Annotated in this window: 19 protein-coding genes; 6 read left to right on the top strand and 13 right to left on the bottom strand. The window is 69.6% G+C overall.

What is annotated here, in order from left to right; all coding sequences use genetic code 11:
• Positions 1-54: 54 nt before the first annotated feature.
• A complete protein-coding gene (locus GFH49_RS38280; protein WP_408055989.1) occupies positions 55-768 on the top strand; it encodes a helix-turn-helix domain-containing protein in 714 nt (237 codons plus the stop codon).
• Positions 769-819: 51 nt separating this feature from the next.
• On the opposite strand, the gene GFH49_RS38275 is transcribed toward GFH49_RS38280, so the two are convergent.
• Positions 820-1,845 (bottom strand): ATP-dependent 6-phosphofructokinase, encoded by a 1,026-nt coding sequence (locus tag GFH49_RS38275; protein ID WP_155060653.1) that lies wholly within the window; start codon positions 1,843-1,845, stop codon positions 820-822.
• A gap of 248 nt (positions 1,846-2,093) precedes the next feature.
• Between GFH49_RS38275 and pta the strand changes: the two genes are divergently transcribed.
• The 3 genes from pta (at position 2,094) to pyk (ending at position 6,914) form a co-directional block, all read left to right on the top strand.
• Complete coding sequence (gene pta, locus GFH49_RS38270) at positions 2,094-4,202, top strand: phosphate acetyltransferase (RefSeq protein WP_155060652.1); 2,109 nt, start codon at positions 2,094-2,096, stop codon at positions 4,200-4,202.
• Entirely contained in the window at positions 4,199-5,413 is a 1,215-nt protein-coding gene (locus GFH49_RS38265; RefSeq protein WP_155060651.1) for an acetate kinase, read from the top strand. The genes pta and GFH49_RS38265 overlap by 4 nt, the downstream gene beginning before the upstream one ends.
• 73 nt (positions 5,414-5,486) lie before the next feature.
• Positions 5,487-6,914 (top strand): pyruvate kinase, encoded by a 1,428-nt coding sequence (gene pyk, locus GFH49_RS38260; protein WP_155060650.1) that lies wholly within the window; start codon positions 5,487-5,489, stop codon positions 6,912-6,914.
• Positions 6,915-7,005: 91 nt separating this feature from the next.
• Here pyk and GFH49_RS38255 read toward each other — a convergent pair whose 3' ends face one another.
• The 8 genes from GFH49_RS38255 to GFH49_RS38220 form a co-directional block, all read right to left on the bottom strand.
• Entirely contained in the window at positions 7,006-7,470 is a 465-nt protein-coding gene (locus GFH49_RS38255) for a hypothetical protein (RefSeq protein WP_155060649.1), read from the bottom strand.
• A gap of 16 nt (positions 7,471-7,486) precedes the next feature.
• Positions 7,487-11,560, bottom strand: coding sequence for a Hint domain-containing protein (locus tag GFH49_RS38250; protein WP_155060648.1), 4,074 nt, complete (start codon positions 11,558-11,560; stop codon positions 7,487-7,489).
• Positions 11,561-12,062: 502 nt separating this feature from the next.
• Positions 12,063-12,641, bottom strand: coding sequence for a hypothetical protein (locus GFH49_RS38245; protein ID WP_155060647.1), 579 nt, complete (start codon positions 12,639-12,641; stop codon positions 12,063-12,065).
• 7 nt (positions 12,642-12,648) lie between these two features.
• Positions 12,649-13,314 carry a polymorphic toxin-type HINT domain-containing protein gene (locus GFH49_RS38240; RefSeq protein WP_155060646.1) on the bottom strand — a complete coding sequence of 222 codons (666 nt, stop codon included), beginning with the start codon at positions 13,312-13,314 and terminating at the stop codon, positions 12,649-12,651.
• A gap of 88 nt (positions 13,315-13,402) precedes the next feature.
• The gene (locus tag GFH49_RS38235; protein ID WP_155060645.1) at positions 13,403-14,746 is read right to left on the bottom strand and encodes a hypothetical protein; all 1,344 of its coding nucleotides are present in this window, start codon (positions 14,744-14,746) and stop codon (positions 13,403-13,405) included.
• Positions 14,736-15,281: a DUF6114 domain-containing protein gene (locus GFH49_RS38230; RefSeq protein ID WP_155060644.1), complete on the bottom strand. Its 546-nt coding sequence runs from the start codon at positions 15,279-15,281 to the stop codon at positions 14,736-14,738. The genes GFH49_RS38235 and GFH49_RS38230 overlap by 11 nt, the downstream gene beginning before the upstream one ends.
• 118 nt (positions 15,282-15,399) lie before the next feature.
• On the bottom strand, positions 15,400-16,044 hold the full coding sequence (locus GFH49_RS38225) for a DUF6230 family protein (protein WP_155060643.1): 645 nt from the start codon (positions 16,042-16,044) through the stop codon (positions 15,400-15,402).
• Between the two features lie 651 nt (positions 16,045-16,695).
• On the bottom strand, positions 16,696-17,676 hold the full coding sequence (locus tag GFH49_RS38220) for a tetratricopeptide repeat protein (protein ID WP_155060642.1): 981 nt from the start codon (positions 17,674-17,676) through the stop codon (positions 16,696-16,698).
• Positions 17,677-17,879: 203 nt separating this feature from the next.
• Here GFH49_RS38220 and GFH49_RS38215 point away from each other — a divergent pair, with 203 nt between their 5' ends.
• Positions 17,880-18,497, top strand: coding sequence for a TetR/AcrR family transcriptional regulator (locus tag GFH49_RS38215; RefSeq protein ID WP_155060641.1), 618 nt, complete (start codon positions 17,880-17,882; stop codon positions 18,495-18,497).
• Between the two features lie 134 nt (positions 18,498-18,631).
• On the opposite strand, the gene icmA is transcribed toward GFH49_RS38215, so the two are convergent.
• The 3 genes from icmA to GFH49_RS38200 all read right to left on the bottom strand — a co-directional run bounded on the left by icmA (position 18,632) and on the right by GFH49_RS38200 (position 21,388).
• Positions 18,632-20,332 (bottom strand): coenzyme B12-dependent isobutyryl-CoA mutase large subunit, encoded by a 1,701-nt coding sequence (gene icmA / locus GFH49_RS38210; RefSeq protein ID WP_155060640.1) that lies wholly within the window; start codon positions 20,330-20,332, stop codon positions 18,632-18,634.
• 79 nt (positions 20,333-20,411) lie between these two features.
• A complete protein-coding gene (locus tag GFH49_RS38205) occupies positions 20,412-20,750 on the bottom strand; it encodes a DUF3817 domain-containing protein (protein ID WP_196218279.1) in 339 nt (112 codons plus the stop codon).
• A 128-nt stretch (positions 20,751-20,878) separates the two neighbouring features.
• Positions 20,879-21,388, bottom strand: a complete 510-nt coding sequence (locus GFH49_RS38200) for a MarR family winged helix-turn-helix transcriptional regulator (protein WP_155060639.1) — start codon at positions 21,386-21,388, stop codon at positions 20,879-20,881.
• Positions 21,389-21,545: 157 nt separating this feature from the next.
• On the opposite strand from GFH49_RS38200, the gene GFH49_RS38195 reads away from it, so the two are divergent.
• Positions 21,546-22,559 (top strand): glycoside hydrolase family 6 protein, encoded by a 1,014-nt coding sequence (locus GFH49_RS38195; RefSeq protein WP_155060638.1) that lies wholly within the window; start codon positions 21,546-21,548, stop codon positions 22,557-22,559.
• 93 nt (positions 22,560-22,652) lie between these two features.
• On the opposite strand, the gene glxA is transcribed toward GFH49_RS38195, so the two are convergent.
• Positions 22,653-24,584: a radical copper oxidase GlxA gene (glxA, locus tag GFH49_RS38190; protein WP_155060637.1), complete on the bottom strand. Its 1,932-nt coding sequence runs from the start codon at positions 24,582-24,584 to the stop codon at positions 22,653-22,655.
• Between the last annotated feature and the right edge of the window lies 1 nt (position 24,585).

The raw sequence follows: 24,585 nt of genomic DNA, 5'->3' as shown, positions 1-24,585 counted from the left end.
TCCTGGCCGAACAGCCCGTAGTCAGCGCATCCCCACGCCTCTAGCTTGTGGCCCGTGCGCCGACCCCCACCTCTGCCGAAGCAGCCCGGTCCCCCCTTCGACGCCCCCGCCGCCCGCAGGCTCCGTACCGCCCTCGGCATGGGGCCCGAACATGTCGCCCACGACTTGCGTGCCTCGTACGGGCTGCCGTATGTCAGCCCGGATCTCGTCGTCGCCTGGGAACGCGGCGCCATCACTCCGACCGGCCCCGAACTCACCGCGCTCGCAGGCGTGTTGTGGTGCTCGCCGGGTGATCTGATCGGGCAGCCGCGGACCTTGCGCGAGCACCGCACCGCCCGGGGCATGGCGCCCGAGGACGTCGCCCGTTCGATCGGGCTGGGACTCGCGGCGTATCTCCGGATGGAAGAGACCGGCGACTGGCGCGGCACCGACCGTCAGGCCTCCGCCCTCGCCTCCCTGCTCGGCCTGTCGCTCCCCGACCTCGTCACCGTCACCGGCCGCGCCCCGATCCTGGCCGAGCTGCTGCGCAGCGCGGTGACGACGCGCTGGCAGGCGTACGTCCGGCCGGTCGCGAAGCTGTTGCCCCTGGACCAGCGTCTCCTGGAGGTCACCCTCCAGGAGCTGTACCAGGCGTATCAGGGGCGGATGGTCGCCACCCTCAGCTGGGGCGGCGGCATCGACAGCTCGGACCGGTCCGGCCGCGAGTTCCTCGACCGGATCCTGGACCTGTTCTGGACCAGGGTCAGCGATCGTTCTCCGGGTGTCTAAGAAGAGTGATCGTTCTTCTGGTGTCTAGAAGAGTGATCGTTCTCCTGGTGTCTAGAAGACCGACTCCGCCTCGTCCATCCGGTCCTTCGGCACCGTCTTCAGCTCGGTCACCGCCTCCGCCAGCGGCACCATCATGATGTCCGTGCCGCGCAGCGCGGTCATTTTGCCGAACTCACCCCGGTGCGCCGCCTCCACCGCGTGCCAGCCGAAGCGGGTGGCGAGGACACGGTCGTACGCGGTCGGTACACCACCACGCTGGACATGGCCGAGGATGACCGGCTTGGCCTCCTTGCCGAGCCGCCGCTCCAGCTCGAAGGCCAGCGCCGTACCGATGCCCTGGAAGCGCTCGTGGCCGTACTGGTCGATCTCGCCCTTGCCGTAGTCCATGGTGCCCTCGGCGGGGTGGGCGCCCTCGGCGACGCAGACGACGGCGAACTTCTTGCCGCGGGCGAAGCGCTCCTCGACCATCTTGACCAGGTCGCCCGGGTCGAAGGGGCGCTCGGGCAGGCAGATGCCGTGGGCGCCGGCGGCCATCCCGGACTCCAGGGCGATCCAGCCGGCGTGCCGGCCCATGACCTCGACGACCATCACGCGCTGGTGGGACTCGGCGGTGGTCTTCAGTCGGTCCATCGCCTCGGTGGCCACGCCGACCGCCGTGTCGAAGCCGAAGGTCCGGTCCGTCGAGGAGATGTCGTTGTCGATCGTCTTCGGGACGCCCACGACGGGCAGGCCCGCGTCACTGAGCATCCGCGCCGCGGTCAGCGTGCCCTCGCCGCCGATCGGGATCAGCGCGTCGATGCCGAAGTCCCGGGCGATGTCGGGCGCGTTGTCGCAGGCCTCGCGGAGCCGGTCGCGCTCCAGCCGGGAGGAGCCGAGGATGGTGCCGCCGCGGGCCAGGATGCCGCTGACCCCGTCCAGGTCCAGCGTGCGGTAGTGACCGTCGAGCAGGCCCGCGTACCCGTCCTCGAAGCCGATCACCTCGTCGCCGTACCGCGCGACCGCTCGGTGCACGACCGACCGGATCACGGCGTTCAGGCCGGGGCAGTCGCCGCCTGCGGTGAGAACTCCGATACGCATCGTGCTGTGTCTCCTGCTCGCTGTTGACACCGGTGAGCCAGTCCGATTGTTTCACGTCGCTCAGACCGATGGCGCTGCCCCGAAGCTGAGGAGTGCCTTATCCACCGGCAAGGGTATTGTCAAGAGGGTTCCGCTCACCCCCGTGGGCGATTTTTGCGAGCCGAAAAACCGACTGACCACGAAACCGACTGACCACGAAACCGACTGACCACGCCCCCCGGCTGACGAAGACGAAACGGAGAGCACGCGTGACACGCAGCGTGTACGTGACCGGTATCGACCGCGGCGACGGCCGCCAGGTCGTCGAGCTGGGGGTCATGGAACTGCTGACCCGGCAGGTCGACCGGGTGGGCGTCTTCCGCCCCCTCGTCCACGACGGGCCCGACCGGCTGTTCGAGCTGCTGCGCGCCCGGTACCGGCTCTCACAGGACCCGGCGACGGTGTACGGCATGGACTACCACGAGGCGTCCGCGCTCCAGGCCGAGCAGGGCGCGGACGAACTGGTCTCCACCCTCGTCGACCGGTTCCATCTCGTCGCCCGGGACTACGACGTCGTCCTCGTCCTCGGCACCGACTACGCCGACACCCAGTTCCCGGACGAGCTGTCCCTCAACGCGCGGCTGGCGAACGAGTTCGGCGCGTCCGTGATCCCGGTGGTCGGCGGCCGGGGGCAGACCGCGGAGTCCGTCCTCGCCGAGACCCGCAACGCCTACCGCGCCTACGACGGCCTCGGCTGCGACGTCCTCGCCATGGTCACCAACCGCGTCGCCCGCGAGGACCGCGACCTGATCGCCGAGCGGCTCACCGGCCGGCTGCCGGTGCCCTGCTACGTCGTGCCCGACGAGCCCGCACTCGCCGCGCCGACCGTCTCCCAGATCAGCCACGCCCTCGGCGCCAGGGTGGTGCTCGGCGACGACTCGGGGCTCGCCCGTGACGCGCTGGACTTCGTCTTCGGCGGCGCGATGCTGCCGACCTTCCTGGCCGCCCTGACCCCGGGCTGCCTGGTCGTCACGCCGGGCGACCGCGCCGATCTGGTCGTCGGCGCGTTCGCCGCGCACAGCGCCGGCACCCCGCCGATAGCGGGCGTGCTGCTGACGCTCGACGAGGTGCCCGGCGAGGAGATCCTCACCCTCGCCGCCCGCCTCGCCCCCGGCACCCCGGTCCTGTCGGTGTCCGGCAACAGCTTCCCGACCGCCGCCGAACTCTTCGGCCTGGAGGGCAAGTTGAACGCGGCCACGCCGCGCAAGGCGGAGACCGCGCTCGGCCTGTTCGAGCGGTACGCCGACACCGGCGACCTGCTGAAGCGGGTCAGCGCCCCCAGCAGCGACCGCGTCACCCCGATGATGTTCGAGCACAAGCTCCTCGAACAGGCCCGCTCCGACCTGCGCCGGGTCGTCCTCCCGGAGGGCACCGAGCCCCGCGTCCTGCACGCGGCCGAGGTCCTGCTGCGCCGCGGCGTCTGCGACCTCACCCTCCTCGGCCCGGTCGACCAGATCCGCAAGAAGGCCGCCGACCTCGGTATCGACCTCGGCGACTGCCGGCTGATCGACCCGGCCACCAGCGAACTGCGCGACGGCTTCGCCGAGAAGTACGCGGCCCTGCGCGCCCACAAGGGCGTGACGGCGGAGCTGGCGTACGACGTGGTCTCCGACGTGAACTACTTCGGCACGCTGATGGTCGAGGAGGGCCTGGCCGACGGCATGGTGTCGGGCTCGGTGCACTCCACGGCCGCGACCATCCGCCCGGGGTTCGAGATCATCAAGACGAAGCCCGGGAGTCCTTCCTCCGGGGGAGCGTCGATCGTCTCCTCCGTCTTCTTCATGTGCCTCGCCGACAAGGTCCTCGTCTACGGCGACTGCGCGGTCAACCCCGACCCGAACGCCGAGCAGCTCGCCGACATCGCCATCCAGTCCGCCGCGACCGCCGAGCAGTTCGGCGTGGAGCCGCGGATCGCGATGCTGTCGTACTCCACGGGTACGTCCGGCTCGGGCGCCGACGTCGACAAGGTGCGCGAGGCGACCGAGCTGGTACGGCTGCGCAGGCCCGACCTGAAGATCGAGGGGCCGATCCAGTACGACGCCGCCGTCGAGCCGTCCGTCGCGGCGACCAAGCTGCCTCAGTCCGAAGTCGCCGGTCAGGCCAGCGTGTTGATCTTCCCCGACCTCAACACCGGCAACAACACCTACAAGGCCGTGCAGCGTTCGGCCGGCGCGATCGCCGTCGGCCCTGTCCTGCAGGGGCTGCGCAAGCCGGTCAACGACCTCTCCCGCGGTGCCCTCGTCCAGGACATCGTCAACACCGTCGCCATCACGGCGATCCAGGCCCAGACCTCGCACGAGAAGGCACCCCGGCTGTGAGTTCCACGCGCGTCCTCGTCCTCAACTCCGGCTCCTCGTCGGTGAAGTACCAGCTGCTCGACATGCGGGGCGGCAGTCGGCTGGCGGTGGGCCTCGTCGAGCGGATCGGCGAGGAGACCTCCCGGCTCAAGCACACGCCGACGGGCGGCGCGGCCCGGGAGTGGACCGGGGCGATCGCCGATCATGACGCCGCGCTGAAGGCCGTATCGGAGGAACTGGCGAGGGACGGGCTCGGCCTGGACTCACCCGAGCTGGCCGCGATCGGCCACCGGGTCGTGCACGGCGGGCTGCACTTCACCGAGCCGACCGTGATCGACGACGCGGTCCTCGCCGAGATCGAACGGCTCGTCCCGGTCGCCCCGCTGCACAACCCCGCCAACCTCACCGGCATCCGCACCGCGTCGGCGCTGCGTCCCGACCTGCCCCAGGTCGCCGTCTTCGACACCGCGTTCCACACGACGATGCCGGAGTCGGCCGCGCGCTACGCGATCGACGTGCGGACGGCCGACGAGTACCGGATCCGCCGGTACGGCTTCCACGGGACCTCGCACGCGTACGTCTCCCGGGCGACGGCGGAGCTGCTGGGCAAGCACCCTTCCGAAGTAAATGTGATCGTCCTGCACCTCGGAAACGGAGCGTCCGCCTCGGCGGTCGAGGGTGGCCGATGTGTCGACACCTCCATGGGGCTGACGCCTTTGGAGGGGCTGGTGATGGGTACGCGGTCCGGGGACATGGACCCTGCCGTCATCTTCCATTTGATGCGTGTCGGCGGAATGTCCACGGACGAGATCGACACTCTTCTCAACAAGAAGAGCGGCCTGGTCGGTCTGTGCGGCGACAACGACATGCGGGAGATCCGCCGCCGGATCGACGAGGGCGACGAACAGGCGAAACTGGCCTTCGACATCTACATCCACCGGCTGAGGAAATACATCGGCGCCTATTACGCCGTACTCGGACGGGTGGACGCGGTCGCCTTCACGGCGGGAGTCGGGGAGAACGCGAGCCCGGTGCGGGAAGCTGCCGTGGCGGGCCTGGAGGCGCTGGGCCTGGCCGTCGACGGCGAGCTGAACGCCGTACGGAGTGACGAGCCGCGGCTGATCTCGCCGGAGTCCGCGCGGGTCGCCGTCGCCGTGGTGCCGACCGATGAGGAACTGGAGATTGCGACACAGACGTACGCGCTCGTGAAGGGTTCCCAGAATCTCACCTGAGCGGCATCCCGCCCCTTTGTGTCTTCCGCCAGACGCTAAATTCCGCGCCGAAACAAACCGATAGGATCGCCCCATGCGCCGTTCGAAAATCGTCTGTACTCTCGGCCCCGCGGTCGACTCCCACGAGCAACTCGTCGCGTTGATCGAGGCCGGCATGAATGTGGCCCGCTTCAACTTCAGCCACGGCACGCACGCCGAGCACCAGGGTCGGTACGACCGTGTCCGCGCCGCGTCCAAGGAGACCGGCCGCGCGATCGGCGTCCTCGCCGACCTCCAGGGCCCCAAGATCCGGCTGGAGACCTTCGCCGAGGGCCCGGTGGAGCTGGAGCGCGGTGACGAGTTCGTCATCACCACCGAGGACGTCCCGGGTGACAAGCAGATCTGCGGGACAACCTACAAGGGCCTGCCCGGGGACGTCTCCCGCGGCGACCAGGTCCTGATCAACGACGGCAACGTCGAGCTGAAGGTGCTGGACGTCGAGGGCCCGCGGGTCAGGACGATCGTCATCGAGGGCGGTGTCGTCTCCGACCACAAGGGCATCAACCTGCCCGGCGCGGCGGTGAACGTCCCGGCGCTGAGCGAGAAGGACGTCGAGGACCTCCGATTCGCCCTCCGCATGGGCTGCGACATGGTCGCGCTGTCCTTCGTGCGGGACGCCAAGGACGTCGAGGACGTCCACCGGGTGATGGACGAGGAGGGCCGCCGGGTCCCGGTCATCGCCAAGGTGGAGAAGCCGCAGGCGGTGGAGAACATGGAGGGCGTCGTCGCGGCGTTCGACGCGGTCATGGTCGCCCGCGGCGACCTGGCCGTCGAGTATCCGCTCGAAAAGGTCCCGATGGTGCAGAAGCGCCTGATCGAGCTGTGCCGGCGCAACGCCAAGCCGGTGATCGTGGCGACCCAGATGATGGAGTCGATGATCACCAACTCCCGCCCGACCCGCGCCGAGGCCTCCGACGTGGCCAACGCGATCCTGGACGGCGCGGACGCGGTCATGCTGTCGGCGGAGTCCTCGGTCGGCGCCTACCCGATCGAGACGGTCAAGACGATGTCCAAGATCGTCCAGGCGGCCGAGCAGGAGCTGCTTTCGAAGGGCCTGCAGCCGCTGGTCCCCGGCAAGAAGCCGCGTACGCAGGGCGGTTCGGTCGCGCGAGCCGCGTGCGAGATCGCCGACTTCCTCGGCGGCAAGGGCCTGATTGCCTTCACCCAGTCCGGCGACACGGCCCGCCGCCTGTGCCGCTACCGGGCGTCCCAGCCGATCCTCGCCTTCACGACGGACGAGTCCACCCGCAACCAGCTCACGCTGAGCTGGGGCGTCGAGTCCCACGTCGTCCCCTTCGTCAACAGCACCGACGAAATGGTCGACCTGGTCGACGGCGAGGTCCTCAAACTGGGCCGCTTCAACACCGGCGACACCCTCATCATCACGGCGGGATCGCCTCCCGGGGTGCCGGGGACCACCAATATGGTCCGCGTCCATCACCTGGGCGGCGAGACGAAGTAACACATGCGCCCCGCAAGGGGCTTGTACGGCGCTGAGGGCGTCCCCTGCTGTCTGTGGCAGGGGGACGCCCTCAGTTCTTCTCACCGGGTGTTCACGCGTCCGGCGGTGCTCCCACCGTCTCCCGCAGCCACGCGTTACCGCCCAGCTCCGGATGAGCGGCGGTGATCAGCCGTACCGCCTCGGACTTCGCGCGGACGGTCAGCTCCCGCAACTCGGGCCACGTCAGCTGGGCCACCCGCGGGGGCCACTGCGTCGTGAGGGTGATGGAGTCCCCGTCCCGGCTGAAGGCGTACACATACTGGGTCAGGCTGGCCTCGACCGCGATGTCACTCTGGGTCTCCAGCATCGTCGTCGCGTAGTGCAACATCAGCGCGAAGTCGACCACCGGCTCGCCCAGCAGCCGCACGCTGAGGTCCACACCGTGGACCACGAGTCGCCGGTCGGCCCTGAAGTAACTCAGGCAGAAGTCCGAGCCATTCAGGTCGGGACCCTCCGGCCGCCAGTCCGGCGACCAGGAGTCGTCATCCGCGCGCGGCTCGAAAGAGAAGGCGATCACCTGTCCTCCGTTCCTGTCACCAGACGTTCTTCGGCATCGCGGTCAACAGGTTGCCGTACTCGTCGACGGCGAGCCGGATACCGTTCTGGCCGTTCGCCCCGGTCGTCACACCGTCGAAGGCGTATTCAACGTAGTTGCCACTGCGGGTGTCGCCCTTGGCCCTGGGGACCTCACGCCCGTACTGCGCCGCTTCCTCGATCAGCTTCTTGAGCTTCCCGGCGTCGATACCCTCATCAAACACGTTCTCCATGGCGCCCGCCTCGTGGTACTTGCCGCCCCATAGGTGCTCGTCACGAATGTGCTTCAGCGCCCCGTCGGTGATAGTACGGCAGTTGACGTTGTGGACCAGCACGGGGCTGTCCCCAGCCATCACGAAGTAGGAGTGCACGCCCTCCACCGTCAGGTCGTATGTGACCTGCGGCTTCGTGTACGAGGTCACGCCGACGACCGTGACGGTGCCGTCATCCAGGGTCTGCAGCCGGTGACCGGCCTGAAGGCGCCCGGCGTCCATCCATGACCTGGTGGTGAGGTCGTAGAACGGGTGGTCGGACGTACCGGTGAGGGTACGCCGTCCGCTCGCTGTGGCGACCGTCAGCTCGGTGAAGCGGGTGTCGGTGGTGGTGCGGTGGGTCAGCACCACGTCATGCCGTTCGGCGGTGTTCCCGCCCGGCTGCGCGTTGAGGACCTGGTCCCCCGCGGCGACATTCTCGATGGCACGGACGCTGCCGTCGGCCATCTCGACCATCGTGCCCGCCACGAAGCTGTGCTTCACACAGAACGACACGCCACCCTTGACGAGCCGAGCATCGATGATGACCTTCAGCGCCTTGAGGGTTTTGCGCGCCTTGGACGCCCCCTCGAAGAACTTCGCAATCCCGGTGCTGACCCGAAGGATGGCCGTGCCCACGGCCGGCGCCTTGCCGATCAGAGTGACGACGCTGACGGCGTTGATGGCCGTCCACAGGCAGCTCTCCACATCGGGATCGGAGAAGCACTTCTTGGCGTCCTTGACCCCGATCAGGTCGATCAGGATCGCGCCACCGTTCGCCTTGACCCAGTCGAGGACGTCCTGGTTGGCGGCTGCCATGGCCTCGCGATACTGGTCGACGCACTCCTGTCCGCACTCCGCGAGCAGAGCGGCTTCCTCGTCCTTGGTCAGAACGTATTCGGTGGTCGAACCACCGGAAGCCACTACCTCCTCGCGCTCCTGCCTGGCCCGTTCCCGTTCCTCGGCCTCCGCCTGGTCGGCCGCCTTGTCCGCCTGCTCCGCGTAGGTGTTGGCGTTGGCTGCCGCGCCCTCCGCCTTGGTGGCGTCGCTCTCCGCCCTGGTGGCCGTCCGGTCGGCCGTCGACGCGTCCTGTTCCGCGCTCGTGGCGGCCGAGCGGGCGCTCGAGGCGTCCTTCTCCGCCTCCGTGGCGTCGCGGTCGGCCTGGGCGGCCGCCGATTCGGCGGCGTTCGCGGCCGCGTTGGCATAGAAGGCGTCGGTGCCCGCCTGCTGGTCGTACCGCTGGGCGTTCGCGTCGGCCTTCTTCGCCGCCGCCGCGTCGGTCGCCGCCGCGGCGGCGGAAGCGTTGGCTGCCGCGGCGGAGTTGACCGCCTGGACGGCGTAGTCCGCGGCGTCGGCTGCCGCCTGGAGGGCGATCTTCGCGTCGCCGGTGGCCTTGTCGGCGAGCGCCTTGGCCTGCGCCGCCGCCTTCTTCGCCTCGTCCGACTTGGCCTTGGCCGCGCTGGCCTGCTGTTCGGCGATCGTCTTCGACGTCTGCCCGATCAGCACCGCGTACGCGGCCGAGGCGTCGGTCTCGACGTACGGGGAGCCGATGCTGATCGCCTCGTTGGCCGCCTTGGTCGTCGCGGTCGCGGCGTCCCGGGCGGCCTGCGCGTACTGGGCCGTGGCAGCCGCGTACCCGGCTGTCCTCGCCGCCCACGCGGTCGTCTTGGCGGCCTCGGCCACCGCCGCGGTCGCCTCCTTGCGCGCGGTGACCGCCGCGGCCTGGGCCTTCTTCGCCTCGGCGTCCGCCTTCTTGGCGTTCTCCTTCGCGGCCGCGGCCGCGTCGATCGCCTCGGCCGCCGCGGCGTGCGCGGTGGCGGCGGCAGCGTGCGTCTTGGTGTACGCCGACTGGGCCGCGTCGGCGGCGGAGCGGGAACGCTTGGCCGCACCCTCCGCCCGAGTGGCTGCCGCTCGGGCGTTCACAGCCGCCGTGGACGCCTCGTTCGCCGCGGTACGGGCCCGGGTCGCGGCGCCCGCCGCCTCGGTGGCGGCGGTACGTGCCTCGGTGGCCGCCTGCCGGGTCTCCGCCGCAGCGCTGGTGCCCTCGGCTGCCGCAGCGGCGGACTCCAGCGCTGCTGCCCGGGACGCGGTGGCGTTCTTGTCGCGTTCGGCCTCGACCGCCTTGTCACGGGCCAGGCGCGCGCGCAGCTCGGCGTCCTCGGCCGCTGCCAGCTTCTCCGACGCTGTCGAACCGGCCGTCTCCGCCGCCGTACGGGCCTGACGTGCGTTGCCCTGCTCGCTCAGCGCCCGCTGCTCGGCCGCGTCGGCCTTCGCCCGCTCGCTGGCCGCCAGGTCGCGCTCCCGCTCGGCGGTGGCCTTCTCGGCCTCCGCGACACCGCGCTGCCGCTTTGCCTCCGCCGCCTGGTCCTTGGCGGTCTTCTCCGCCTTCTCGGCCGTTGTGCGGGCCTTCTTCGCGGTGGTGGCGTTGGCCGCCGCCTCGGCGGCCAGCTTGGCCGCGGACTCGGCAGCCGCCTTGGCCTGTGCCTTCGCCTCCAGTGCCGCAGTCTTGCGGAACTCCGTGTTCAACGCGTGCGTCTGGGTATTCGCCAGCGCCAGGAGCGTCTGGGAGTCCGCCGCCGTGGCCTTCGCCGCGTTGGACGCCGTGAGCGTGGCCTTCGCCGCCGCCTGGGCAGCAGCGGCCGATGCCTTGGCAACCTGCACGGACTGCTGCGCGTAGAGCAGGCCCCGCCCGCGCGGCAACTTCGCGGCGTCGGCGATCGCCCACGCCTTCGTCTGCGCGGTGCTCGCGGTGTCCGCGGCCGTCTTGGCCCGGGCGGCTGCCGCGTCCGCCACGGCCACCTGCGCGGCGGCCTTGGTCTTCGCCGTGTTCAGGTCCTTCTTGGCCTTGCTGATCTCGGCGGGCGTCGGGTAGTGGATCGAACTCTTGTGCGCGGCCCAGTACTTCTGCCAGTACAGGATCTGGTCCGCCTGCCAGGCCTGCCGGACCGCCTCGGTCATCGCGGCGGTGGCGGCCCGCGTCTCCTTCGCCGCGGCAGCCTCGGCGGTGACGATCGTCTTGCGCTGCTCGGCCTGGCCGGAGTACTCCGCCTCCCACTCCGAGTACGCCTGCACGACCACCCCGGTGAGCACCCGGTAGTGGTCGATCGGGTTGGCGCTGTCACAGGCTGCCCAGGCCTGCTTCAGCGCTTCGACCTCGGTGCGGAACTCCAGCGAGTCCGGCTCGGGGGCCTTCGTCGGAAAGCCGCCGAACCGCAGGAAGGTGGCGACGTCGTTGGCCGAGGAATAGCCCATGTTGCTGGTGTCGAGCAGTTCCCACCCCGCGACCTCCTTGTACGCGCCGGCCCAGGCGTCGTCGCCGGTGTCGAACGCGTCGAGCACCTTCTCGGCCTCGTCCAGCGAGGCCTTGCCGGGCCTCGGGGTCGGGCTGTCCCACGTCCTGGCGTACAGGTCCCGCTGGGTCCCCAGGGTGAAAGCGACGATGTCCCCGCCGAAGTCGGGCGCCCAGTAGTCCCGCCCGCCCTGCGAATTCACCGAGGCATAGGGCTTGTTGCCGGTGTTCAGCTGGTCCTGGCGGTCCAGGTGGGCATTCCAGTCGGCCAGACCCGCATCACGGTCCCGTCGTTGGGCATTGCCCAGTTCACCGAAGGTCCAATCCGCCACGACCGTGCGCAGCTCGGCATCCGGGCCCGCGAGTTTGGTCGCCGCGTACGTCTTCATCTCTGGCCCGCCGAAGTGCACGGCCCGCGCCACCTGGCAGCGGTCCTCGCGGGCCTGGGCGCCCAGACTGATGCGGAGGGCACGCTCGTACGGGTCGGTCGGGTTGTCCCCCGGTTCGTCTGCCGACGCGGGGACTGCGGACACCAGTCCGCCGAGCACAGCGGTGGCGGTTGCGAGCCCGATGGCCGCTAAACCACTTTGCGCATGTCGTCGTTGAGGTGTTCTTCGAGTTCTTCGCACGTCAATGCCTACCTGGATGGTCGGTCCGGATGGTCGGTCCCGTCCCAGCAGGAAGAAGGCATGACAAACGGCCCGAACAGGCCGCCCGTTGGTGAAACCGGCAGCCTGCCGCGCAGGAAAAGTCAGGAAGTTGAGAGATCCCCGTCCATGCCGCATGCGGTCAACATGCGCCCCCGCGCCCCCTCCCCACGGGGACCCGGACATCATGACAGTGAGAAAGCGCTTACGGAACCAAATTCACTCTTGTGTTCTACTACCGCTCTGCCCTCACACACATGGCTGTGCCCCCGCCGGGGGACCGCCGTCGGCATCGCCGCCAGGGCTGTCGCCTTCCCAGCCGGCATCTGGGACAGGGCGTCCCCTGCTGCCTGTGGCAGGGGACGCCCTCAGCGTTCTCAGCGGGGGTTTACGGCAGTCCTTCGGCCACCCGTGCCCACTCCTCGACTTCACCCCAGCGGGGGTGATCCTCGAGAAGCGGAGCCAGCGGCCTCACCGTGGCGAGCAACCGTCGGATCATCCGGAGCGCCAGGATCCGCTCGCGGAACACCAGAATTTCGTCCGGCTTCAGCTCCCGCCACCACGAGGCCAACCGGACGGCCTCCTCCACAGACATGGGCATGGCGGCAAGCGCGCTCTCCAGCACGACCTCGGGATCGAGCAATGCCACACCCGCGCGCGGCCGCAGACGTACCAGCAGCCAGGACCGCAGGTGCAGATCCCGCAACAACCATTCATTGCGCTGCGCCCCGACCGACCGCTCGGCAGCCGCCAGCAGCGCCGTCCACGCCTGCCCAACCTCGCGCCACCGCTCGTCGGTCAACCCGGTCAGCCCGCCCGGATCAGCCTGGACCCGGGCGGCGAATTGCTGGGCCGCGGCCATCCACTGGCTTACGTCCCCGTCGACCCGACCGGCGTCCGGCGCTGACCAGCGCCGCACATGACCGTCGAGGTCGAGCCGGTCGAGACCGTCGAAACACCCGGTCACCCGAACATCACCCCAGCCGCCTCGAACGCCTCCTTGCCGAGCCGTTCCGCTCCCCCGCCAGCGGCCCAGAACGGGGCGCCCGACTTGAAGAAGTGACCGCTGTGGGCGCTGATCTCCAGCCCGAAGTACTGGCCACCGCCGCCCGCGACCTGGGCCTCACCGGCGGCCCGCACCGGGCACCGCCACTCAGCACGGGGTGGGAGAGTTCCTGTTCCTGCACCATCTTCGGCATGATCACCAGTTGTCCGTCCTCCAAAACGGCCCACTTGATCGGTTCGCCGTCCATGTCGACGTACCTGTCCCAGTCCGCCGAACCCGGCTTGGCCGGACGGACGCCCATCCGCTCGGCGAGGGCGAGCTCCCGTTCCAGAGTGGCCGCCATGTTGTTCGGCCAGATCCGACAGGCATTGTGCACCAGCACCTTCGACGCGCCGACGAAGTAGGTGTGGTCGCCCTCGACCTCGAAATTGAACACCTGGACCGGGCCACGGACCTTCGTCACCGACTCGACGCGCGCGTCCTTGCCGTCCAGGGTGGTCAGCCGGCCGCCGGGGCGCAGCGCCTCGGCACCGGTCCAGCCCTTGCCCGGTACCCAGAACGGATGCTCGGTGGTGGCCTTCAGGGTCTCCGTGCCGATGTCGACGGAGACCAGGGCGTCGGCGGTGCGCTGCATCACACGCACTGCGGCCCGGCCCACGCGCGATTGCGGAGGACCGGGCCACAGCTCTGTGTGCGGCTCCCGAACGGGCTCTGGTCGGCACTCAGTCCGTCTGGTAGCTGCGCAGCCCGGGGACGGTCAGGTCGCCGCCGAACTGGCCGGCCTGCTGGACCTTCACCTTGGTGAAGTAGATCAGGGGGATGTTCAGGGGCGGCGGGTGCTCCGGGTCGAACGTGAGCGGGATCAGGCCGAACAGGTTCCCGGAGATGGACTCCGTGTACATGATCGTGTCGCCGTTGCGGATCGTGGACGTCGTGCCCGCGCCCGCCTGCACGTGGTAGGTCTTGCCGGACTGCTTGTCCTTGACCGTCTGGTGCAGGTCACCGATGTCGGTGCCGTCGGAGATGACGTACTTCAGCACCTTCTTCTTGGTGCCGTTGGCCGTCTGCACCTCGACGACGCCCTGGTAGTCGGCACCCTTCAGCGTCAGCGAACTGGCGTCCAGGTACCACGGGTCGTCGGGCAGCGGCACCGTGTTGTCGACGCCGCCCTCCGCGTCCGTGGCGACCGGGCAGCCGTCGGCGTCCGTGGTGGCGCTCGCGGACGGGCTCGGAGTGGCCGACTCGGTGGCGTTCTCGGTGGCCTCGGCCGCTTCCTCGACCGCCTTCTGCGTGTCCTCGGCCGCCTCCGACGCCGTGTCGGTCGCGTCCTTCCCGGTGTCCTCTACCGTGCCGGTGGCCTTCTCCGTGGTCTCCTCGGCGGCGTCGGACGACGAGGACTTCGCGTCCTCTGAGGCCGACGCCGACGGGGTGGCGGACGGTGACGGGCTCGCGCTCGCCGACGCGTCCTCGTCCTCACCGCCGGTGAAGATGTCGGAGATCGCGTCGCCGATGTCCTCCAGCAGGCCGCCCTCGCTCTCCGACGGCGACGGGCTCGCCGTGGCGGTGTCGTCGCCGGACTCCGAGCCGCCCGAGCCGCTCGCGGTGGCCGACGGCGTCGGCGTGGCCTCGTCGTCGGAACCTGAATCCGACGAAGAGCCCTTGCCGCCCGAGGAGTTGCTCTCCTTGGACCCGGACTCGGAGGTCCCGTCGTCCCCGGTCGAGGACGCCGACGGCGACGGCTCCGCCGCATCGGCGGACTCGCTCGCCGAGGCCGACGGCGACGGGCTCGCGCTCGCCGACGCCTCGTCCTCCATGGCCGCGACACAGTCCTGGTACTCGTCCGCCGTCAGGCTCCTGGACGCCGGCTGGTCCTCGGCGAGCGCCAGCTTCGGTGTGAACCCCATCCCCATGAGGACCGCCGTCGGCATCGCCGCCAGGGCTATCGCCTTCCCGGCCGGCATCTGGAACCTGGTGAACAGCGGCTTCTTGGGTGCCGCATGGCGCGGCCCGGTTCTCACACGGGACGTGTCCACATCAGTCCCGCGGGTCACCTCGTCAGCCGGCACTGTGCCTCCCGTTCGCCCCGTTCGCCGGGGTCGTTCCTGACAGATCGATCGGCTCACCCAGCGGATCGGCGCCCGGCTCGGTCAGGCCCTCCGGCGCGTCACCCTCACCCTTCCCGGTCTCCTCCGCCGCCGGCGCCGGCGGCACGCCCGGCGCCCAGGCGACGGCCATCGCCCCGCCGAACATCGACAGCAGGAAGCCCATGAGGAAGCCGCCGAAGTTGGACACAGGAAGGGACACCAGCGCCAGCAGGATCGCCGCGACACCCGCGAAGATACGGATGTGCTTCTGGAACCAGAGGCTGAAGCCCAGTACGACGAGCAGCACACCGATGATCAGAGACCCGGCGCCCGCGGTCGTGGACATGGCCAGCGTCAGATGACCGAGCTTGAGGTTCGCGTACGGGAAGTACATGATCGGAAAGCCGCCGAGCAGGACGAACAGGCCGGCCCAGAACGGGCGAGTGCCCCGCCAGGCACGGAACTGCAGCCTCCGGCGAGTGAACTGACCGGACGCGGCAGGAGTCTCGGCGCTCATGGAAAACAGCTCCCTGGTGCGGCGTTGCTGTGGTGATGAGTTGTGGTGCTTGTGAAGGTCTGGCCTTCAGAGTGGACGGGCGGGGGCACCTTGCACTCCCCCGCCCGTCACAGAGCGCCTAGTAGCACTCGTTGGTTCCCCTGGACAGCGACATGTGAAGGCCGGGGAGCGTGAAGGTTCCGGCAGTGGTCGCCCACGCCCTCTGCTCCACGCCGTACAGGTCCACCGAATCCGCCTGCTGGGCGAAGCCGTTGGGGTTGGCCTGGTTGCTGCCCTCCTTCATGCCGGGGCCCTTGCCGGCCTTACCGGCGGCCACGCCGATGTCGATGCCGTGGAACACGGCATTGTCGGTGGCGAGCTCATCGAGGTCGATGTACAGGTTGGAGGCCGAGACCTGCCTGTCCTTGTTATTGCTGTCACCCGCCGTCAGCCGCAGGGTGACGTTCCCGAACAGCGGGATCGGCGTGACCACGGACTGGCACATGTTCTGGATGCGGGCATCCCTGAACGCCGACACCGCGACCGGGTGCTGTTCCGTCTTGCCATCGAGGCTGGTACCCACGTCCATCGCGCCGTACTGCTGGAACCCCTCACCGTGGAGGTAGTCCGCGGTGACCTTGAACGACTGCCCCGACACACTGAACGACGCGGCGAGAGCACCCTGCGCGAGGGCGACACCTATCGCGGCCGTGGCGGTCACCGTGGGCACCATGACCACAGCGAACCGCTTCCATCTGGTCCCACCACGCACTTGGGACTCCATATTTCCTCCTTCTCGGACGTACATCTCCGGCCCTGACTGCCCCCGTCGACTCGACTGGCTCAGCCGGGCAGGGATGGGAGAAGTGCTACGTCCTCGGGAAGGGGAGCGCCCGCGCCCGGAAGCGCGAAACGCGCCTCGATCACCGGCGATCACCCCCGAGCGACAACCACTGGTCGCGCCTGACACGCATCACGCACAACCTTGCTGGGCAGGCTTCGCCGACAGGCGAAGACCCCCCTGCCCAAGAGCCGGCGCCACTGCCGCCGACTCTGCCCGGTGGGGACCCTTGAGACTCCCGTCGACCCAACCGGCTGTCGGGGTACGGAAATGGACCGAGCGTCGCCGATCGTGGTGCATTCTCGCCGCCCGCACAAGGGGGTTCGTTACTCGCTAGTAACGGCCGGATAACCGAACAACGACCCTCGGGTCTCAGGCGGCAACGCTGGGTGTCACTTGAGGGGTGAACAAAGCCGTTTATCGCCGGACAGATTCCGACAGATCGGCGACCCTGACTTACTCGCAGTAACAGCGGCCGCGATTACCAAGATTTGGTAAAGCGCGGCCGCACTGGCCCTCTGTCGGCAAATCTTTCACTCGGGCATCACATGCCCCGGCGTTTAACGACTGGTCAGAAGCGGGCCCTCACCCCGGTCAGAACAGGGCGCGTGCCAGCGCCCTGCGCGCCGCGACGACCCGCGGATCCTCGGCGCCGACCACCTCGAAGAGTTCGAGCAGCCGCACCCGTACGCCCTCCCGGTCCTCGCCCGCCGTGCGCTGCACGGTGTCGATGAGCCGCCCGAACGCGTCCTCGACATGCCCGCCCACCAGATCCAGGTCGGCGGCGGCGATCTGCGCCTGGACATCGCCCGGCTTCTCGGCGGCGTCCTTGCGCACCCGCGCCGCGTCGAGCCCCTGAACCCGCTGAAGCAACTCGGCCTGGGCCAGGCCGAGTTTGGCCTCCATGTTGCCCGGGTCGTCGCTCAGCACGTTCTTGTACGCCTGTACGGCACCACCCAAGTCGCCCGCGTCCAGGGCCTGCACGGCGGCTTCGAGCAGCGCGTCGTACGGCCCCGCCGGTACCGCGGGAGCCTGCTGCTCGGCGGCGCCGGGCTCGGCCTCGGGGTCGACGGCCAGACCGGTGAGGCCGAACCGCTGCTCGGCGACCTGGACGAGTTGGTCGAGCGTCTGCCGGATCTGCGCCTCGCCCGCGGCCCCCTGGAAGAGCGGAAGCGCCTGCCCCGCCACCACGGCGAAGACAGCGGGAATCCCCTGGATCCCGAACTGCTGCATCAGCATCTGGTTGGCGTCGACGTCGATCTTGGCAAGGACGAAGCGCCCGCTGTACTCGACGGCCAGCCGCTCCAGGACCGGGCTCAGCTGTTTGCAGGGCTCGCACCACTCGGCCCAGAAGTCGATGACGACGGGTACCTCGGTGGACCGCTGGAGTACATCCCTCTCAAACCCGGCCTCATCGACATCGGTGACGAGGTCGGCCGGGGAGACGGCTCCTCCCCCGCCGCCCTGCCGGGCCGCTTCGGCGCGCGCCTGCTCCGCCTTCGCCTTGGCCTCCTGGGCCGCCTTCACCGCGGCGAGGTCGACGACCCCGCTCATGGACATGTTCCGTGGCTGCATGCGCCTATCCTCCCCCGTTCCCCGCGCGCATGTGAAAAACGCCGTGAAAGCCGACCGGCCTGGTGCTGTGCGACGCCGGGTCCCCGCCCCGCGCCGGTGGTTTCGCTACGCGTCGTAGCGTAATGGCGCCGACTGCCTCCGTGGTACTCCGGCCCGGTGATCTCCCTCACGGCCTCACAGGAACCGCCGGTTATGGTCATGGGATGCAGGGCCCCACTTCCGTCCCACGCGCCACAGGACGCCCGCGCAGCGCCGCCGCGGACACCGCGATCCTCGCGGCCACGCGGGAGGCGCTGGTGGAGCTGGGGTGGTCGAAGCTCACCCTGGGAGACGTGGCGACGCGGGCCGGGGTGGCGAAGACGACGCTGTACCGCCGCTGGGCGGGCAAGAACGAGCTCGTGGTCGACGCGGTCGCCGAACTCTTCGACGAACTCGAACTCCCCGACCGCGGCAGCCTCGCCGCCGACATCGAGGGCGTGGTTCTGCAGTTCGCGGTGATCCTGGCCCGCCCTGAAACGAAGAGCGGCCTGATGGCGGTGCTCGCCGAGTCGACCCGCGACGACGCGCTGCGCGCCAGGATCCGCGCGTCGATCGTCGACCGCCAGAAGCGGCTGGTGCTGGCGGGCCGGGCCCGCGCCGAGACCCGTGGCGAACTGGCACCCGAGACCGATCCGGAGGAGGCGGCGCGCACAGTCGACCTCATCTTCGACATGGTCGCGGGCGCGGTCGTCCACCGCTGTGTGGTCAGCGCGGAGCCGGCCGACGAGGAGTGGGTGCGGAGCTTCACCCGTGTCCTGCTCCTGGGGCTGACCTCGGCGTAAGTGCTCCGCTGGAAGCGCGGTTCGCTTGCCGTGGGCCGGCGGGGCCCCACTCTCGACTTCGCTCAAGCGAGGACCCCATGAGCGGGCGACCCCCGTCGCGGCGGAGCCGCATATGTCACAGCCCCGCGCCCCGCTCAGAACCCCGCCGGCTCCGTGTACACCCCCCACTCGTCCCGCAGCACCCCGCAGATCTCCCCCAGCGTCGCCTCGGCGCGGGCCGCGTTCAGCATCGGGGCGATCATGTTCGCGCCGTTCCGGGCCGCCGCGATCAGCGCGTCCAGGGCGGAGCGCACCGCGGTGTCGTCCCGGGCGGACTTCCGGGCGCCGAGCACGCGGACCTGTTCCCGCTCCACCTCGTGGCTGACCCGCAGGATCTCCAGATCCCCGGTCACCGACCCGTGGTGGACGTTCACGCCGACGACCCGCTTGTCGCCCTTCTCCAGGGCCCGCTGGTACTGGAAGGCGGACTCGGCGATCTCCCCGGTGAACCAGCCGTCCTCGATTCCGCGCAGGATGCCGGAGGTGACCGGCCCGATCGGATGCCGGCCGTCGGGGTGGGCCCTCCGGCCCCGCTCCTTGATCTGGTCGAAGACGCTCTCCGCGTCCGCCTCGATCCGGTCGGTGAGCTGCTCGACGTACCACGAACCGCCCAGCGGATCGGCCACGTTGGCGACCCCGGTCTCCTCCATCAGCACCTGCTGCGTGCGCAGCGCGATCTCGGCGGCCTGCTCGGAGGGGAGCGCGAGGGTCTCGTCCAGGGCGTTGGTGTGCAGCGAGTTCGTGCCGCCCAGTACGGCCGCCAGCGCCTCCACGGCCGTACGCACCACGTTGTTGTACGGCTGCTGGGCCGTCAGGGAGACACCGGCGGTCTGCGTGTGGAAGCGGAGCCACTGGGCCTTCTCGGACCGAGCGCCGTAGACGTCCCGCATCCAGCGCGCCCAAATGCGCCGCGCGGCGCGGAACTTGGCGATCTCCTCGAAGAAATCGACATGGGCGTCGAAGAAGAAGGACAGGCCGGGGGCGAAGACGTCCACGTCCAGGCCGCGCGAGAGCCCCAGTTCGACGTATCCGAAGCCGTCCGCGAGTGTGTACGCCAGTTCCTGCGCGGCCGTCGATCCGGCCTCGCGGATGTGGTAGCCGGAGACGGACAGCGGCTTGTAGGCGGGGATGCCGGAGGCGCAGTACTCCATGAGGTCGCCGATGAGGCGCAGATGCGGCTCGGGCTGGAAGAGCCACTCCTTCTGGGCGATGTACTCCTTGAAGATGTCCGTCTGGAGCGTGCCGTTCAGGACGGCGGGGTCGACGCCCTGCCGCTCGGCCGCCACCAGGTACATGCAGAAGACCGGGACGGCCGGACCGCTGATCGTCATCGAGGTGGTGACGTCTCCGAGCGGGATGTCCCGGAACAGGACCTCCATGTCCGCGGCCGAGTCGATCGCCACCCCGCAGTGTCCGACCTCGCCGAGTGAGCGCGGGTCGTCGGAGTCGCGGCCCATGAGGGTCGGCATGTCGAAGGCCACGGACAGGCCGCCGCCGCCGTTGGCCAGGATCGTCCGGTAGCGCTCGTTCGTCTGCTCGGCGTTGCCGAAGCCGGCGAACTGGCGGATGGTCCAGGTCCGCCCCCGGTAGCCGGTCGGATACAGTCCGCGGGTGAACGGGTACTCCCCGGGCCAGCCGATCCGCTCGAAGCCCTCGTACCCGTCCCCCGGGCGGGGCCCGTACACCGGCTCCACGGGATCACCGGAGAGCGTGGAGAAGTCCGCGTCGCGCTTGCGTGACGCGTCATAACGGGCCTGCCAGCGACGGCGGCCCTCCTCGATGGCGTCAGCGTCCATACCATCGAATTTACTTGGACGTCCTAGTAAATGTCGACCGTTAACCAGGGTGCCCAAGGAACGCCCTGGTCAGGAGGGGTCAGACCTTGACCGGCGCCGCCGGTTCCGCGGCGACCTTGGCCTCGAGCTCGTGGCTGATCCTGCGCTCCACGAAGAAGGCGGCCGTCGGAATGGTCCCAGCCAGGAGCACCCACAGCTGACGCTTGACCGGCCACTTCGCCTTGGAGCCGAGATCGAAGGCGACCACGAGGTACACGACGTACAGCCAGCCGTGCGCGATGCCGACGACACTCGTGAAGCTGTCGGCGCCCTCCAGATCCAGGAGATACTTGGCAATTACCCCCAAGGTGAGCAGGACGAGGAGCACACCGGTGACGTAGGCCATGACGCGATAGCGGGTCAGCACGCTTGGTTTCATGTCACGAGCGTAACCGCCCGAAAAACCCCCGCTTCGGCGGGGACAACGCACACGGTTGGCTGCACGTGCTCTACCTGGTCGGACCACCTCCGCGTCGGCGGAGAGCAGCGCGCTGACCCGCGGAAACTTTACTCGCCCTCGAAGTCTCGCGCAGCGATTCGTAGCGGTCGCAGCATCGCGAAGATCTCGGCGCACTCCTCGGCGTCGTACACGCCGAGTCCGAAGTCCATCGCCATCAGGTCGCGGGTGGCGGCCTCGACGACCTCGCGGCCCTTGTCGGTGATGGTGGCGAGGGTGCCGCGGCCGTCGTTCGGGTTGGGCCGCTTCTCCACCAGGCCCGACTTCACCAGCCGGTCCACGGTGTTCGTCACGGACGTCGGATGGACCATGAGCCGCTCGCCGATCTTGGACATCGGCAGCTCACCGGCCTTGGAGAAGGTGAGCAGCACCAGCGCCTCATAGCGGGCGAACGTAAGTTCGTACGGCTTGACCGCCGCGTCGACCTCGGCGAGCAGGATCTGCTGGGCCCGCATGATCGAGGTGATCGCGGCCATCGAGGGTACGTTTCCCCAGCGCTGCTTCCAGTGTTCGTCGGCGCGGGCGATGGGATCGAAGGGAAGGCTGAGGGGCTTCGGCACGCCCCTGACCCTACCGGCCGGTCATATGGCGGTCAGCCCCGTCTCGCTCTTCGGTCCAGGGGCTTTCCCGGCATTGCGCTGCCGGTCGACTTCTGTCCTATATGCAACGATTACTACCGAGTCGTTACCGTACGTCACTTTCGCCCAAGGGAGCAGCATGCCCCGGCTGATCCACGCCCTCGCGGCTCTCGCGGTGCTCGGACTCGCGGCGGGCTGTACGTCCGCGGCCGACATCGACGAGGCCTCCGTCGCCGGCGCCGCCTCCAGGGAGGCGAACCCCGCCCCCGCGTCCTCCTCGCCGTTCTGGGTCGACCCGGCGAGCCCCGCCGCCCGGCAGATCGAGAAGTGGCAGGAGCAAGGCCGTACCCAGGACGCCGAACTGCTCAGGCGGATCGCCGAGCGGCCCGCCGCGCTGTGGCCGGCCGGCGAGATCGACCCGACGCCGGTGGTCAGCTCGGCCGCGGCGGCAGCGCTGAAGGAAGGACGGACGGCGCTGTTCACGGCGTACAACATCCCGCACCGGGACTGCGGGCAGCACTCGGCGGGCGGGGCCGCGAGCGCAGCCGCCTACCGGGCCTGGATCGGGAAGTTCGCGGCCGCGCTGGGCGAGGCGAAGGCCGTGGTGGTCCTGGAGCCCGACGCGGTCGCGCATGTCGTGGACGGCTGTACGCCCGGCGAATACCACGGTGAGCGCGAGCAGCTGCTCGCCGAGGCGATCGACCGGCTGAAGCGGCAGCCGAACACGAAGGTGTACCTGGACGCCGGCAACCCGGCCTGGATCAAGGAGCCCCAGAAGGTGGCCCAGCTGGTCCAGCGCCTGTACCGGGCGGGCGTCGCGCGCGCCGACGGCTTCGCCCTCAACGTCTCCAACTTCCAGACCGACGAGGCCACCAAGAAGTACGGCCTCGAACTCTCCGAGGATCTGGACGGCAAGCACTTCGTCATCGACTCCAGCCGCAACGGCAACGGGCCGCTACCCGGCGCCTGGTGCAACCCGCCGGGCAGGGCCCTGGGGACCCCGCCCACCTTCGACACCGGGGAGCCGACCCTGGACGCCTATCTCTGGGTCAAGCGGCCCGGTGAGTCGGACGGGACGTGCGGGGGCGGGCCGGAGGCGGGGCAGTGGTGGCCGGAGTACGCGCTGGGGCTGGCGCGCGGCTCGAAGGCGTAGTCGTCCGGGGCGCGTGTCGCGGGGCTTGCGGGGCTTGCGGGGCTTGCGGGGCTTGCGGGGCTTGCGGGGCTTGCGGGGCTTGCGGCACGCGGCCTACTTCACCTGGAGCCACTTCGCCTCCGACGGTGTGCCCTGCGCGTCCGTGACGAACAGCATGTACCAGCCGGGCGGGACCAGGGTCCGGTCCTCGGGTACCTCCACCGTCACCGAGTCGCCCGTCCTGGTCAGGTCCAGCGCGATGGAGCGCTGCTCCACGTCGGTGGTGTGCGTGACCGCGCTGGGGCGCATGAGCCGGGCCGCGGTGACGCGTTCGGGGTGGGCGGTGGTGAAGGTCGCGCGGCGGTCGCGGTCGAGTTCCTTCGGGCCCCCGTCGAGTACGGGGCGTTGCTTGCCGTTCTTGTGCAGGGCGGGCGGCGTGAAGATCTCCATGCGCTGCTCGAAGTGGCCCAGCTTGGTGTTCTGCTGGTCGTCGAAGAGCGGGTCGGAGCCGAAGGTGGCGACCCGGCCGTCGGGCAGCAGCAGCGCCTCGGAGTGGTAGTTGCGGCCGACCATGGGCGCGGCGGCCTCGCGGAAGGCGTTGCTCTTCGGGTCGTAGAACTGCGCCTTGAGGATGTTGCTGGCGCTGCGGCCCCGGTAGTCCGCGGAGCCGTTCGAGGTGAAGACGGTGTCGTCGGGCATGATCACGCTGTTCAGGTAGCGGGTGCCCTGGGGGAGGTCGGGGCCGTCCTCGAAGACCGGGCTGTCCTTCTTCAGGTCGACGACGGCCGTGCGCTCGGTCGCCTTCTTGGACTCGCCGACGCCTCCGCCACCGAGGATCATCACCTTCTGGTCCTGCGCGGGCGGAAGCAGGAGGGAGGCCGAGGTCTCGGTCGCGTCGGCGTCGCGCAGGCCCGGCACGTACTGGAAGGTGTTGGTCTTCAGGTCCCACAGGCCCGGCTCGCGGCCCATGTCGGCCGGGCCGTAACCGGCGTTCGAGGCCGGGTAGAAGAGCTTGCCGCCCTTGGTGAGGAACAGGGCGGGGTACGTCGGGAAGTACCGCTTGGGGCCCGGTGACCACTTCTTGGTCCTGGGGTCGTAGATCTCGTTGTCCCCGGGATCGATCATGCCCAGGTCGTCCAGGCCGGAGACGGCGAGGATCCGGCCGTCCTCCAGGCCGACGAGGGTGGGGTACCAGCGGGCCTTGTCCATCGGTTCGACCGGGATGTACCGCTCGGCCTCCGGGTCGAACTCGTAGGCGGCGCGGATGCCCTGGAAGTCCTGCTTGTCGAGGGTGATCTTCTCGGACAGGCCGTAGGTGTTGTTCGCGTCCTTGCCGGTCAGGCCGACGACCTCGTACTGGGCCTGGTTCTCGGTGACGGACAGCGGGCCCTTCTCCACGGCCTCCACGAAGACGCGGACCTCGCTCGCGGTGACCGTGGTCCGGGCGGTGCGCCGGTCGGTGACCGCCCGGGCCCTCGGGACCGTGACGTCGAAGCGGGAGACGTACTCGACTCCGGCGGGCGAGCGGAAGACCGTGCCCTTCTTCAGGAACACCGTTTTGTTGGGGCTCTCGTTCTTCACGCGCATACCGCCGGCGGCGCGTTCCACCTCGCCGTCGAGGAGTTCGTAGCGGGCGGTGCCGCCGGCCACCAGGAGGCGGCCGTCGGGGAGTTGGGCGTGGCCGGCGCAGAAGAAGTCGTCGGGGGTGGGGATCTTCTTGAAGGTGTTGGCCTTGGGGTCCCAGAGGATGGTGTCGAACTCGCCCTTGTTGAACTTCTTCTGCTCGTTGCCGGAGCCCGCGACGATCAGGACCTTGCCGGTGTGCAGGAGCGCCGCGTGGATGGCGTTGGTGCGGTACTCCTCGGGGATGTCGACCTGGCTCCAACTGCCGTACCGGGCCTGGTAACCGGGTTGGGCGATCTTGTACGCGTGGTACTGATCGCCGGCGAAGTCCAGTGCGGCCGGGGCGTTCAGGCTGAGCAGGACGGCGATGCCGCCGATGCCGAGGACGGTCTTCTTGGTCTTCTGAGAAGGTCTGTAGGCCATG

Source organism: Streptomyces blattellae, assembly GCF_009709555.1.
GTDB classification, from domain to species: domain Bacteria; phylum Actinomycetota; class Actinomycetes; order Streptomycetales; family Streptomycetaceae; genus Streptomyces; species Streptomyces blattellae.
This window is presented reverse-complemented; position numbering and strand designations above follow the sequence as displayed.

Coding starts and splice junctions, on each gene's coding strand:
- GFH49_RS38195 (WP_155060638.1), top strand. CDS start 21,546: ATGCCCCGGCTGATCCACGCCCTCGCGGCTCTCGCGGTGCTCGGACTC.
- GFH49_RS38205 (WP_196218279.1), bottom strand. CDS start 20,750: ATGAAACCAAGCGTGCTGACCCGCTATCGCGTCATGGCCTACGTCACC.
- GFH49_RS38240 (WP_155060646.1), bottom strand. CDS start 13,314: ATGCAGCGCACCGCCGACGCCCTGGTCTCCGTCGACATCGGCACGGAG.
- GFH49_RS38275 (WP_155060653.1), bottom strand. CDS start 1,845: ATGCGTATCGGAGTTCTCACCGCAGGCGGCGACTGCCCCGGCCTGAAC.
- pyk (WP_155060650.1), top strand. CDS start 5,487: ATGCGCCGTTCGAAAATCGTCTGTACTCTCGGCCCCGCGGTCGACTCC.
- glxA (WP_155060637.1), bottom strand. CDS start 24,584: ATGGCCTACAGACCTTCTCAGAAGACCAAGAAGACCGTCCTCGGCATC.
- GFH49_RS38220 (WP_155060642.1), bottom strand. CDS start 17,676: ATGCAGCCACGGAACATGTCCATGAGCGGGGTCGTCGACCTCGCCGCG.
- GFH49_RS38225 (WP_155060643.1), bottom strand. CDS start 16,044: ATGGAGTCCCAAGTGCGTGGTGGGACCAGATGGAAGCGGTTCGCTGTG.
- icmA (WP_155060640.1), bottom strand. CDS start 20,332: ATGGACGCTGACGCCATCGAGGAGGGCCGCCGTCGCTGGCAGGCCCGT.
- GFH49_RS38230 (WP_155060644.1), bottom strand. CDS start 15,281: ATGAGCGCCGAGACTCCTGCCGCGTCCGGTCAGTTCACTCGCCGGAGG.
- GFH49_RS38215 (WP_155060641.1), top strand. CDS start 17,880: ATGCAGGGCCCCACTTCCGTCCCACGCGCCACAGGACGCCCGCGCAGC.